Raw genomic sequence first — 12,604 nt, 5'->3', positions numbered from 1 at the left:
CCAAGATCAAATCTTCTTAATTGGACATAGTTAGGATGTCGCAATAATAAGGGATCGAGTCACTACAATCGAATTTCTCTTCACCAGTGCAGTAATAATATTCGTATCGAGCAAATAACCCAATCCTCGGTTTAGTGTGTCTAAAATTAGACACACAATGGATACCGTTTACTCTTCTTCTTCATCCTCATCAGAAGGATAGACAAAATTGGATCGTCCCGTAAGGATGGACTTACCCAGAGACATAGCTTTCTGGGCTTCTAGTGCTGCCTTGCGTTTCCAGACAGCGCGACGCTGATTGCGTTTTGTTTTAGAGGTTTTCTTCTTTGGAACAGCCATAGGATGTCAGAGTCTCTCTTAAGAGGGCAATTTTTCCACAACCTTCCAATTATACAGAAGGCAATAGGCAATAGGCAATAGGCAATAGGCAAAATGAGTAAAGGTTTCTCTCTCCCATTCTCCTCCATCTCTGGGTATCGAGTGTGCCCACGTCCCCTCTCCAATCCCCTCTTGTGACCAAGGACAATACCCGATACATTAAAGACAAATTCAAAGACACTAACCATCAAGGCACTAGGTATATTAGGAGTGGGTCATGGGAAAAACTAGGGCGATCGCCATCGGCATTAATCAGTATCAGTATTTCCAGCCGTTAAGCTATGCCCAACAAGATGCCCAAGCATTTTGTGATTTTTGGACGTATCAAGCTGGGTTATCTCTCGATCAATGCTTACTCTTGAGTGAGGTTTCTCAACCCATTCAGGGTGAATCAACTTACCCCGATCGCCCCACAATAGAAGGATGGATTGAGAAAATTTCTAGTGGCAATCATCCACAATTCCAGTTCGATCCAGAAGATCGCCTCTGGCTGTTCTTTAGTGGTTATGGTTCCAGTGTCGATGGCATAGACTATCTGATGCCCATTGACAGCGATCCCAATCAAGTCAGCACCACAGGAATCTCTATGGCTTGGTTATTCAACTCTCTAGCCAACTTACCGACTCAAAATCTGTTGGTGGTGTTAGATATGAATCGGCCATCGAGTTTGCAAATTGGGGGACTTTTAGGGAATCAGACCGCTAATTTAGCGCGAGAACTAGAAATTGCCACTCTTCTTTCATGTCAACCCGGTCAATTTTCCCAAGAGACCTTAGAATTACGACAAGGGTTATTTACGGCTGCTTTGCTGGAAGGATTGCGATCGGGTCAATGCAGTACATTAGCGAGTTTAGATCATTATCTGCACCGTCGGCTAATGGAATTGAGCGATCAACACAATCGACCCAACCAACAAGCCTTGATGGTGGTGAATCCTCCCGGCCGAGTTCATCGGGTGATTTTACCGATTGAGGAGACCGAAACAGAGGAAGCCCTTTCTCAAAGTTCCAGTACCGCTGAACCATTAAGTGTTCCGTCCGGTTCTGGGGTTATTCCTCAGCCAAGCCCTGTTGCCCAGAAAACCTCAACAGATATTCATAAGCCTATGGAACCTGACAAAAAACCCCAATCTCAAGACCCCAAATCCAATGAAGAAGATGCACAATTTTGGCGATTACTGATTCTGGCTTGGGGGGGTATTGCCCTAATTTTGATTGGAGGAGTCTTTTTACGCAATCGTAATGCGTTAACTACGGTCGAGACACCACCTAGTCCAGCAGTGACTGAGCCAGTTGCGGGTTCTCCGGCTCCAACTCCTGCCGCAAGTCCTTCGGAAGTGGTGGTGATTCCTGCCCCGGCTAATTCTCCAGTAGCGGCGACTCCAGCGCCTTCTCCAGCGGTTCCTCAAGCTCCAGCGACTGTAGCTACACCGGCTCCCGCTCCCCAGCCTCAGCCAGTGAGTGCCCCAACCTTGACCCAGGTGACGAGTATTTTAGGCTCTCAGCAAGCGTCGCTATATGTAAAGGCGATTGAAGAAGCGCGGAAAATTTCGGCAGATAATCCCAATTATGCTGAGGCTCAAGGAAAAATTGAGCTATGGAGTCAAGCAATTATGGATATTGCCATGGGTCGGGCAGCTCAAGGGCAATTTGAGGGGGCGATCGCCGCTGCCCAACTTGTGCCACCCGAAGTATCGGCTTATTCAGCAGCTCAAAGTTCAATGACCACGTGGCAACAGCAGGCAGCTCAAGCCAAGGCGAATCAGGTCGTGATTCAACAAGCCAGTAGTAAGATTAAGGCCAATCAAGCGTCTTCTTATAATCAGGCGATCGCCCAGGTGAAGACGATTGGAGCGGATCAACCCCGATATAACCAAGCCCAAGCATTGGCCAATCAATGGAGTAATGAAATTCTCAAAATTGCCTACCGTCGATTAGCCAGCGATGGTCCGGCACAGGCGATCGCGGCGGCTGAATTGGTTCCCGAAAACACGGCAGCTTATGCAGAAGCCCAACGGGCGATCGCCGTTTGGCAAACTCGCTCATAACATATAGCCCTGAAAGCCAACAGATTCACAACTCTGAAGGGATACAACCGGTTCGTTGTATCCCTTATTCATTAGAAAATTTATTGCCTATTGCCTTGGGGCACAGCAGAATCCTAAAAAAAGGTTTAAACTTCTTTACGCACAGTTCCCCTTCCAATCTTTTATACTGGCCAAGCTACCGATCAAGGCAATGATAGTCACTTTTTCCCCCTTATAAATCCCATGTCCGATGAGTATATTGTGGTTAAAACCAGTGAATATACTTCCCTTCAAGAGGAAGTAAAACGCCTCAGAGAAAAGGTATCGGCACTTGAACAGCCAACCCAAATTCAACCTGAACTTATCCAGGTGGCTCAACAAAAAGCCCTTTTAGCCGTCATTACGCGCATTCGTCAATCTCTGGATGTGGAAACTATTTTCCAATCGACAGCGATAGAAGTACGACAACTATTAAATGCCGATCGGGTAGGCATGTATCAATTTGCTGAAAACTCTAACTACCAATGGGGGGAATTTGTCTCGGAAGATGTCTTACCACCTTTTTCTTCCACTTTATCCGCTCGAATTGAAGATCGCTGTTTTGGCGATAATTATGCCCAATATTACCAAGAAGGGCGAATTTGGGCTTGTAATGATATTTATGCACGAGGTTTAAATGCTTGCCATATTAAGATCTTAGAGCAATTCCAAGTCCAAGCTAATTTGGTGGTTCCCCTCCTAAAGGGAGAGATATTATGGGGACTTCTCTGTATTCATCAGTGTCGCACTCCTCGATGTTGGCAACCCCAAGAAATAGAATTTGTTTCCCAGATCGCGGTTCATTTAGGAGTCGCACTACAGCAGGCAGAAGTCTTAGCCGGGCAAAAACAACAGTCAGATCGGTTAGCTAAAGCGGTAGCTCAGGCTGTGGATCGGGAACAGGCGATCGCTGCTGTAATCACGAAAATCCGCCAATCCCTCGATCTCGATACCATTTTTCGCACCACCACCGATGAAGTCCGTCAACTCCTCAAAGCCGATCGAGTCGTCATTTATCGTTTTAACGATGACTGGAGTGGAAAATTTGTTGTAGACTCCGTCGCTCCGATGTGGAAATCCTTAATTATCGGGCAACAGGAAAATCCAGGTTTGAACTGTAAGATTGGTGAATGTAGCCTCAAAAATCTAGAACATTTGTCCGTCACAGATACGTACTTCCAGCAAACCCAAGGGCAATTATTTAACCAAGTGCAATTATTTCGGGTTTGTTCAGATATCTATAATAGTAATTTTTCCGAATGTTATATTCAGGCCTTAGAATCCTATCAAGCTAGAGCCTATGCCATTGTCGCCATTTATCGACACCAGCGTCTATGGGGCTTATTAGCTGCCTTTCAAAATTCTGGCCCCAGGGATTGGCAAGAGATTGAAATTAACTTCTTAGTTCAGATTAGTTCTCAATTAGGAGTGGCTATTCAACAAGCAGAATTATTAGCCCAAACCCAAAAACGCTCTAGCGAATTAAAAAGCATATTAGATGCCCAACTGCAAAAACGAGCCAATGAATTAGAGCAAGAAGCACAACGGGAGAAGGCGATCGCTGAAGTAATTGATAAAATTCGTCGTACCCTAGACTTAGAGACTATTTTTCAAACGGCTGCAACAGAAGTCCGACAACTGCTAAATGCAGATCGAGTCGCTATTTTTGAGTTTGATCGCGAATCCGACTGTACTCAGGGAAAATTTGTTTCTGAAGATGTCTTACCTAGCTTTGAATCAACCTTAACTCAAAAAGTTTATGATTATTGTTTTGATTGGCATCAAAACAATAATTATAACCCCGGAAAACTACAAGCCATTTCCGATATTTTTACTGCCGATTTATCTCCTTGCTATTTTAATATCTTAAACAAATTTCAAATTCGTGCCAATCTAGTTCTACCCCTAGTCAAAGGGAATCAGTTATGGGGTTTGCTCTGTATTCATCAATGTTCCAAAGCCAGAACTTGGAACCCCAAAGAAATTGAATTTACCCGTAAAATTGCCATTCAGTTAGGCGTAGCCTTACAACAGGCAGAATTACTCTCTCAAGCACAAAAGCGATCCAGTGAACTACGAATAACCCTAGCAGATTTAAATGCCATTGTTGATAATTTAGCCGATGGTTTATTAGTGACTGATACCCAAGGGAGAGTCACCCGATTTAATCCTGCTCTTTTGTCGATGTTTAACCTAGAAAGATGGCAGCTAGAAGGACAGAATGTTTGGACGATTTTCTCCCCTGAATTAGAGGAATTGATCGCATTAATTCATAATCGAAATCAAGAAATTATTACCCTTGATGTGAAGTTGGGAAATCATCGTGAAGGTCAAGCCTTAGCGACCAGTATTATTAAGGAAGGAGAAGGAATGGAAGGGGATCAATGTATGGGTTCAGTGATTCTCATTCGAGATGTCACTGTCGAGCGGGAAGTAGATCGGATGAAAACTGATTTCTTAAATACAGTTTCCCATGAATTAAGAACCCCTTTAACTTCAGTCCTAGGATTTGCAGAAATGATTCAGGAGAAGCTGGAAGAAATCATTTTTCCTGCGACTATACAACAGGATAGAAAAGTGAAGAGATCGGTTGTCGCAGTCAGTAATAACATTGACATCATAATTTCCGAAGCAGAACGGTTAACCTCCCTAATCAATGATGTATTAGATATTGCCAAAATGGAATCTGGTCGAGTAGACTGGAATATTCAACCCGTTAATCCGAAGGTTATTTTGGATCGAGCGATTGCCGTAACTTTTTCTCTCATCAACAGTAATAATTTACAGTTAATCAAAAAAATTAATCCAGATTTACCCGTGATTGAAGTTGATACCGATCGCCTGATTCAAGTCCTCATTAATTTAATCTCTAATGCTGTAAAATTTACCGAACAAGGAACCATTACTTGTGAAGCAGAGGTTGTAGACAACCACCTGGTGGTTTCCATTATTGATACAGGTATAGGTATTGCACCAGAAAACCAGGATACTGTATTTGAGCGGTTTAAGCAAGTGGGGGATATTTTAACGAATAAACCTAAAGGAACAGGTTTAGGATTAGCAATTTGTAAACAGATTATTGAATATCATGGGGGTAAAATCTGGGTTGAAAGTGCCCTTAATCAAGGAAGTAAGTTTTCTTTGTTGCTTCCCCTCGATCCAAAAGTAATTAGAACACATATAGAGGAATTCAATGAATAAAAAAGTATTAATTGTTGATGATGAACCTAATATCCTTATCCTCATGGAACAAGCGCTTGAGAAATTGGAGGATGAAGATGACGTAATTCTCTTAACAGCTAAAAACGGTCAAGAAGCGTTGGAGGTCATTGAAGAAGAAAACCCTGACTTGGTTTTTTTAGATGTGATGATGCCTAAGATGAATGGACTAGAAGTTTGTGCCCAAGTTAAAGAAAATTCTAAGTTTGATAATATCTATATTATTATGCTGACGGCAAAAGGTCAAGAGTTTGATAGAAAAACGGGCATAGCTGTAGGAGCAGATTTGTATATGACTAAACCTTTTCGTCCGAAGGAAGTATTGGCTAAATCAAGAGAAATTCTTGGATTTATAAATGAGTAAATTTTAATGATAAATATTAATTTTAAAAAAATTGTTCTCAAGCCTAGAATAAAAAAAATCATCCAGCGGCTCATTAATGATAATCATCAAATAGGGATTTTAGACAATCGTCAAATTCCCATTTTAGGAGAGCTAACCCTAACCAATGCCCAAGGATATGAAATTGTTGTAGAAGATAAAATTTTAGGTTGGGTCGTCAGCGAAAATATCCATAATTCGGTTGCCCAACTGGTCATTTATTTAATTGAAATAGAAGTCAACAAAAAAGTGTTAGCGGCTGATGCTTTAGATAAATACGAAGAACTCAATTTTTTGTATGACATCTCCTCTAAAATATCTACGTGTTTGCATGTCCATGAAGTAATAAAACTCATGGCGAATGAAGCATTCAAACAAATACCCGGTAATGCCTTAGTGGTCATGATTTATAATGCTTATGAACAATCTATGCAAACTTTTTATCCTAAAGCTGATGAAAATCAAGTTATCTTAGGGAAGAAAATTCCAACTAATATCGGAATTTATGGTTCTGTTTTTAATTCGGGAAAGGCGGAAATTGTAAATCAGGTGACTTTAGATCCTCGATTTATTCCTCAAGAGTTTGAAATTGTGTCTATGATGTGTTGTCCGTTAATGACACAAACGGGGAAATTAGGCATCATTCAAATTAGTAGCGATCGCACCCTAGACTATACTGCCCAAGACCTCAAGTTATTTACAGCTCTAGCTTCCCAAGCCGCTGCCTCAATTCAGAATGCCCTATTTTATGAACAACTCCGGGACTATTCTTATACCTTAGAGAGAAAAGTAGCTGAAAGAACTGCTGAATTAGAGCGGGTAAACCAAGAATTAAATCAACTGGCTAATTTAGATGGTTTAACCCAAGTAGCAAACCGTCGCTGTTTGCAAGAAACATTCGATCGAGAATGGTATCGACTTGCAAGGGAGAAATCGCCCCTATCCATTATTATCTGTGACGTGGATTATTTTAAGCGCTATAATGATACTTATGGGCATCAAATGGGAGATGAATGCTTACAAAAAATAGCGGAAGCAATCAAACAAGCTTTAAAAAGACCAGCGGATTTAGTGGCTCGATATGGAGGAGAAGAATTTGTCGTAATTTTGCCCAATACTCAAGCATCTGGAGCTTGGATAGTTGCTCAAGAAATCCAAGAGCATGTGCGTCACTTATCCCTCGATCATCAAGCCTCGCTCGTTAGTCCTTTCATTACGATGAGTATGGGACTCTCTTCAACCATCCCCACTCATGAAACGTCAGGAGAAGAATTATTTGAAATTGCGGATCAAGCCCTCTATGAAGCGAAAAAACAGGGTCGCGATCGCATGATATTTCGGGAATTTAGATCGCCAGATCTTCAACCTCAATAACCCAAAGTATCAGAAGATGATGGTATCTCTAGGCTTTAGTGCATCATTCATAGTTAATTCAATGTTTCATTGCTAAACTAAGATTGGATCGAAATCTTACATTAAGAACCCAAACGCTATGGTTGATGCAAAAACCCAACCCTCTGTCCCCCATGTCGTGATTGTTGGAGGAGGCTTTGGGGGGCTTTATGCAGCCCAAAGCCTAGGCAAAGCACCGGTTAAACTGACCTTAATCGATAAACGCAATTTCCATCTATTTCAACCCTTACTGTATCAAGTGGCGACGGGCAGTTTATCTCCTGCGGATATTTCTTCCCCTCTGCGCTTGGTTTTAAATCAAAATAAAAATACCCAAGTCCTTTTAGATCAGGTAAAGGATATCGATCCCGATCGCCAACAGCTTACCCTCGACAACCGTACCCTCTCCTACGATACCCTGATTCTGGCCACGGGTGTGAAGCATCACTATTTTGGCAACGATCAATGGCAAAATATTGCCCCTGGTTTGAAAACTATTGAAGATGCTCTGCTCATGCGTCGTCGCATTTATGGCGCATTTGAAGCCGCAGAAAAAGAAACCGATCCCGAAAAACAAAAAGCTTGGCTGACGTTTGTGATTGTCGGTGGTGGTCCGACTGGAGTAGAATTAGCTGGGGCGATCGCCGAATTAGCCCATAGCGTCCTCAAAAACGACTTTCATCACATCGACACCACCAGCGCCAAAATTTTGCTCCTAGAGGGCGTAGATCGTATCTTACCCCCTTACGCGCCAAAATTGTCCATTAGAGCAGAAGACCCAGCTAGGGGTAAGGGTACAAACTCAGACCCTAGTCACCCAAGTCACGGACGGTTCAGTAACCGTGCGCCAAGGAGAGGAAGAAAATGTAATTCCCGCTCGTACCATTCTTTGGGCTGCTGGGGTAAAGGCTTCGAGTCTAGGGAAAGTACTCAATGAGAAAACCGGAGTTGCCCTAGATCGGGCAGGTCGGGTAAGGGTGGAAGAGAACCTAAGCATTCCCGGTTATCCGAATATTTTTGTTATTGGTGACCTAGCCAACTTCTCCCATCAAGGAGAGCAACCCTTACCCGGTATTGCCCCTGTCGCCATGCAACAAGGCAAATATGTAGCCCAATACATAAAACAGGAACTGCGCAGCCAAACCCATTCCCCCTTCCGCTATACCGAAGTTGGAAGTCTAGCCGTAATTGGTCAAAATGCGGCGGTGGTAGACTTAGGATGGATTAAGCTCACCGGATTTATTGCCTGGTTAACCTGGGTATTCGCCCATATCTATTATTTAATCGAGTTTGATAATAAATTAGTCGTCATGGTGCAATGGGGATGGAACTACCTGACCAGTGGAAGAGGAGCGCGGTTGATTACCGGTGAAGATTCTCTTCCCAAAGGAGTAATGAGTAATGAGTAATAGGACATTTCCCTGTGTCTCCGTGTCTCCGTGTCTCCGTGTCTCCGTGTCTCCCCCATTCCCCCATCCCCCCATTCCCCCATGACCCATTATCAAACCCAATTGCATATCAAAACCACAGGAAAGAACTTTTCCGCTATCACGGCTCAAATTAAACAAGTAGTCAAAGAATCTGGGATTCAAACTGGATTATGTACCCTGTTTTTAAGGCATACTTCCGCCAGTTTAGTCATTCAAGAAAATGCCGATCCTGATGTTTTGCAAGATTTAGCTAACTTTTTTGCCAAATTAGTTCCTGAAGATGGAATAAGTTATATTCATGATGCTGAAGGACCAGATGATATGCCCGCCCATATCCGCAGTGCATTAACCAAAACATCAGAACAAATTCCCATTCACCAAGGACGCTTACTGTTAGGGACTTGGCAGGGGATTTACTTATGGGAACATCGCAGTCGGAGTCACCACCGAGAACTGGTCGTTCATATTAGTGGAAATTAGGAAAATATTCAGATGCAGAAAAAACTAGCGATCGCTACCGCTCTATTGAGCTTAATTCCCCTTTCTATTGCTTATCCCAGTTGGGCGGCTAATGTTCTCGAACAAGTCAATCAAAGCGGAACTTTACGAGTTGCCGTTCGCCAAGATACCATTCCCTTTGGATTCAAAAACGATCGAGGACAATGGATGGGATTTTCTGTGGATTTAGTTAAGCGTATTCAAGCCGAGCTAGAAGCAGAATTGAATAAATCTATTGAGATAGAATGGGTCGAAGTTGATACCCAAAATCGGTTTCAAGCCATTCAAGAGAACCAGGTAGATCTCGATTGTGGTTCAAACTCCTTTACTTGGGAACGAGATGAAATCGTCGATTTTTCCATTAGCTACTTTAGCACAGGTACTCAGCTTTTAGTTCCACAACAAACTAAGATAGGAAACCCAGAATCTTTAGAGGACAAACGGATAGGAATTATTGAAAACACCACCAATGCTGAAATCATTCAAAAGATCCAACCCAATGCTGAATTTATCTGGGTGCGCGATCGCGTCCAGGGATTGCAACAATTAGAACAAGGAAACATTGATGCCCTAGTGAGTGATGGAGTTCTCCTAGAAGCTCTCCGGAGAACCGCCAAAGACCCCCAAGCCTGGAGAGTGACCCCCAGTCGTCCTTACAGCTTAGAATCCTATGCTTGTATTCTCCCAGAAAACAATTCTCGTTGGCAATCAATGATTAATTACAGCTTGGTTAAATATATGCAAGGATTTTTAACCGATAAACCTGCCGAAATTGCCATTTTTCAACGCTGGTTTGGAACAGATGGGTTACTTCCCTATCCTCGACAAGCCGTTTATTTTCATTATCAAGAAACTCTAAATTCTTTACAGTGGCTTCCAGAAAATGAATGGGAATAGCTGTAAGGTGGGGAGAAAAATCTCTTAGAACATTGCCTGTTCCTCAACGTGATAGCATTGCATCATAGCCAATCAACCGGACTTGATTATGACACTAAATGATGGGTAATGACCAATCTGCTGGGTTGAGGAGCTTTTCCCCATATTCCCTAGAGATTTGCCGATCATTACCCATCATTTAGTGTTGAAAAAACCCCTGAAGATGAAGTCAGGGGTTTAGATGCCAATCACATATTTTTTCCATTCTTGATGTGTACCGCTCGTCACATGCTTTTGCAGCTCGAAATAGAGACTGCTGTATGGCTTTCGTGGGGGATGAGATAAAGTCATGGAAGCTTCTTCCGGAGTCCGGTTTCCTTTTTTGACATTACAGCGAACACAGGCCGTGACTAAGTTTTCCCAAGTATCTCCTCCTTTGCGCGATCGCGGAATTACATGATCGAGCGTTAGACCCTCTCCCTTGTATCCACAGTATTGACAGCAATGGGAGTCTCTGTATAAAACATTTCGTCTCGTTAAGGGAATTTCTTTATAGGGAACTTGGATATAGTGCCGCAGTCGAATTACGGTTGGTAAGGGAAAACCAGGGCACAACAACTTACCATTGTGTTCTACTTGTTCGGCTTTTCCCTTGAGCAACAGAATAACCGCCCGTCGCCAGGTAGCGATATTGAGCGGTTCGTAAGAGGCATTTAACACCAGAACCTTGCTCATGGATATAGATAATTGCAAAAAGATTTTCAAATAGCCTAGCACATTGTTTTCCTTTAAGCATGAAATCAGGGATTGCAATCTATCTGTTCAGCTCCTTATTGATGGTTCTAAGGCTTTAAGCTGTACTCCATTGAACAGAGAAGCCCTATATTATATTTTTGGCGTTACCAATCTAAAAATAATCTAAAGTTTTCTAGTTTTTCCTGAAAAGACATAATAAATTATACTAGAATGTAAATAAAAATACTAAATCTATGCCAACAGATGAGTATGCATTAGAGTCTGCATTGACTTCAGGATCGGCGATCGCCGGAACCCCTAGCGCTGATACTCTGATTGGAACCCTGAACCCGGATCAAATCATTACTTATGCTGGAGACGATTGGATTGCCGGAAATCAAGGCTCAGATACTCTCAAAGCCAATACAGGCCAAGATCTACTTTATGGCGGACAAGACTCGGATCTGCTCCATGGAGGTCAAGGAAATGATACCCTTTACGGGGAGAAGGGGAGCGATCGCCTTTCCGGAGACCTCGGTTCAGACCTCCTCATCGGGGGTGCAGATCGAGACTTCTTTATCCTCAGTCAGCCATCCCTCGCCAACCAGAACCAAGCAGATTGGATACTTGATTTTGAAGACGGTCAAGATTATATGCAACTTACGGGCGGCTTAAACTATGAGCGCCTAATCATTGGTTTAGGAACCGACAACCTCACCGGTACAACCCTCATTCAAGACCTACTCACCGGCCAAACCCTTGCCATTTTATCTGGTATTCATCCCAATCAATTAACCCCTGAAGACTTTATCAGTGAAGCTCTCCCCTTTAACCTAAGCCAAAGCACACAATTCGATTCTCCCTTACTCCTAGCCCCTCCCGAAACCCCCACCTCATTTAACATTGAATTTGACTATCGATTCGATCACAGTGGTTTTTTCAACGATCCGAACTGTCGTCAAATCCTAGAAACTGCTGCCTCCTTCTGGGAGCGCCATATTCTAGATGAATTTGCAGATCTAGCTCCCGGAACCCCCATTTATATCAAAAATCCCACCACTCGAAGCACCATATCCTTTACCCTAGACCGTCCTATTGATGATGTACTCGTCTTTGTTGGCGCAGCTCCCCTCTCCTCCCCAATTCTTGCTCAAGCAGGGCCAAGTGGCAATTGGACTCCTGGTAGTGACCTCGATCGCCGATTTAACAGTACCAACTTTGAGCCTTGGACGGGTCACATCAGTTTTAATTCAAGCATTAATTGGTTTATCGATCCAACACCCCAAACCCATAATGATATTCCGCCAGAACAAGTGGACTTAATGACCGTTGCGACTCATGAACTCGGCCATATTCTGGGTATAGGCAACTCCCAAGCCTTTAACCAATGGATATCCGGTCAAACCTTCATCGGACCCAATGCCCTAGTGATGACTGAGGGTTTAGCAGTTCCCTTAGCTGACGATTTATCCCATATTGAAGACCATTTCTTACCCAATGGCATCAGTGGAGACTCCTTACTCGATCCCCTGCTTCCTTCAGGGATAAGACAATTCCCTACCCTTCTCGATTTAGCACTCTTACAAGACGTTGGATATCAGATTACGGTTTAGGGAATGGGGAATAAGA

General features: G+C 43.0%; 10 protein-coding genes and 1 pseudogene. 9 read left to right on the top strand and 2 right to left on the bottom strand.

The window, feature by feature from the left end:
• Nucleotides 1–168: 168 nt before the first annotated feature.
• Nucleotides 169–339, bottom strand: a complete 171-nt coding sequence (rpmF, locus tag J7545_RS07685; RefSeq protein ID WP_271940070.1) for a 50S ribosomal protein L32 — start codon at nt 337–339, stop codon at nt 169–171.
• 256 nt (nt 340–595) lie between these two features.
• On the opposite strand from rpmF, the gene J7545_RS07680 reads away from it, so the two are divergent.
• The 8 genes and pseudogenes from J7545_RS07680 to J7545_RS07645 all read left to right on the top strand — a co-directional run bounded on the left by J7545_RS07680 (nt 596) and on the right by J7545_RS07645 (nt 10,261).
• The gene (locus tag J7545_RS07680; protein WP_318700575.1) at nt 596–2,425 is read left to right on the top strand and encodes a caspase family protein; all 1,830 of its coding nucleotides are present in this window, start codon (nt 596–598) and stop codon (nt 2,423–2,425) included.
• A 222-nt stretch (nt 2,426–2,647) separates the two neighbouring features.
• Complete coding sequence (locus J7545_RS07675; protein ID WP_318700576.1) at nt 2,648–5,644, top strand: GAF domain-containing protein; 2,997 nt, start codon at nt 2,648–2,650, stop codon at nt 5,642–5,644.
• Complete coding sequence (locus J7545_RS07670) at nt 5,637–6,026, top strand: response regulator (RefSeq protein WP_318700577.1); 390 nt, start codon at nt 5,637–5,639, stop codon at nt 6,024–6,026. The genes J7545_RS07675 and J7545_RS07670 overlap by 8 nt, the downstream gene beginning before the upstream one ends.
• 6 nt (nt 6,027–6,032) lie before the next feature.
• A complete protein-coding gene (locus tag J7545_RS07665) occupies nt 6,033–7,418 on the top strand; it encodes a diguanylate cyclase domain-containing protein (RefSeq protein WP_318700578.1) in 1,386 nt (461 codons plus the stop codon).
• Nucleotides 7,419–7,536: 118 nt separating this feature from the next.
• Nucleotides 7,537–8,476, top strand: a pseudogene (locus J7545_RS07660) (NAD(P)/FAD-dependent oxidoreductase); the annotation flags it as partial.
• 48 nt (nt 8,477–8,524) lie between these two features.
• Nucleotides 8,525–8,845 (top strand): hypothetical protein, encoded by a 321-nt coding sequence (locus J7545_RS23955; RefSeq protein ID WP_413039286.1) that lies wholly within the window; start codon nt 8,525–8,527, stop codon nt 8,843–8,845.
• Nucleotides 8,846–8,926: 81 nt separating this feature from the next.
• The gene (locus J7545_RS07650; RefSeq protein WP_271940076.1) at nt 8,927–9,346 is read left to right on the top strand and encodes a secondary thiamine-phosphate synthase enzyme YjbQ; all 420 of its coding nucleotides are present in this window, start codon (nt 8,927–8,929) and stop codon (nt 9,344–9,346) included.
• Nucleotides 9,347–9,358: 12 nt separating this feature from the next.
• The gene (locus J7545_RS07645; protein ID WP_318700581.1) at nt 9,359–10,261 is read left to right on the top strand and encodes an amino acid ABC transporter substrate-binding protein; all 903 of its coding nucleotides are present in this window, start codon (nt 9,359–9,361) and stop codon (nt 10,259–10,261) included.
• 216 nt (nt 10,262–10,477) lie between these two features.
• Here the strand turns inward: J7545_RS07645 and J7545_RS07640 are convergent, their stop codons facing one another.
• Nucleotides 10,478–10,975 carry an HNH endonuclease gene (locus J7545_RS07640; RefSeq protein WP_318719385.1) on the bottom strand — a complete coding sequence of 166 codons (498 nt, stop codon included), beginning with the start codon at nt 10,973–10,975 and terminating at the stop codon, nt 10,478–10,480.
• A 254-nt stretch (nt 10,976–11,229) separates the two neighbouring features.
• Between J7545_RS07640 and J7545_RS07635 the strand changes: the two genes are divergently transcribed.
• Nucleotides 11,230–12,588: a matrixin family metalloprotease gene (locus J7545_RS07635; RefSeq protein ID WP_318719384.1), complete on the top strand. Its 1,359-nt coding sequence runs from the start codon at nt 11,230–11,232 to the stop codon at nt 12,586–12,588.
• Nucleotides 12,589–12,604 lie beyond the last annotated feature (16 nt).

Origin of the sequence: Roseofilum sp. SBFL, from assembly GCF_017746885.1 — a bacterium.
In the GTDB taxonomy this organism is placed as follows: Bacteria; Cyanobacteriota; Cyanobacteriia; order Cyanobacteriales; family Desertifilaceae; genus Roseofilum.
This window is presented reverse-complemented; position numbering and strand designations above follow the sequence as displayed.

Coding starts and splice junctions, on each gene's coding strand:
- J7545_RS07645 (WP_318700581.1), top strand. CDS start 9,359: ATGCAGAAAAAACTAGCGATCGCTACCGCTCTATTGAGCTTAATTCCC.
- J7545_RS07650 (WP_271940076.1), top strand. CDS start 8,927: ATGACCCATTATCAAACCCAATTGCATATCAAAACCACAGGAAAGAAC.
- J7545_RS07635 (WP_318719384.1), top strand. CDS start 11,230: ATGCCAACAGATGAGTATGCATTAGAGTCTGCATTGACTTCAGGATCG.
- J7545_RS07680 (WP_318700575.1), top strand. CDS start 596: ATGGGAAAAACTAGGGCGATCGCCATCGGCATTAATCAGTATCAGTAT.
- J7545_RS23955 (WP_413039286.1), top strand. CDS start 8,525: ATGCAACAAGGCAAATATGTAGCCCAATACATAAAACAGGAACTGCGC.
- J7545_RS07670 (WP_318700577.1), top strand. CDS start 5,637: ATGAATAAAAAAGTATTAATTGTTGATGATGAACCTAATATCCTTATC.
- J7545_RS07665 (WP_318700578.1), top strand. CDS start 6,033: ATGATAAATATTAATTTTAAAAAAATTGTTCTCAAGCCTAGAATAAAA.
- rpmF (WP_271940070.1), bottom strand. CDS start 339: ATGGCTGTTCCAAAGAAGAAAACCTCTAAAACAAAACGCAATCAGCGT.
- J7545_RS07675 (WP_318700576.1), top strand. CDS start 2,648: ATGTCCGATGAGTATATTGTGGTTAAAACCAGTGAATATACTTCCCTT.
- J7545_RS07640 (WP_318719385.1), bottom strand. CDS start 10,975: ATGAGCAAGGTTCTGGTGTTAAATGCCTCTTACGAACCGCTCAATATC.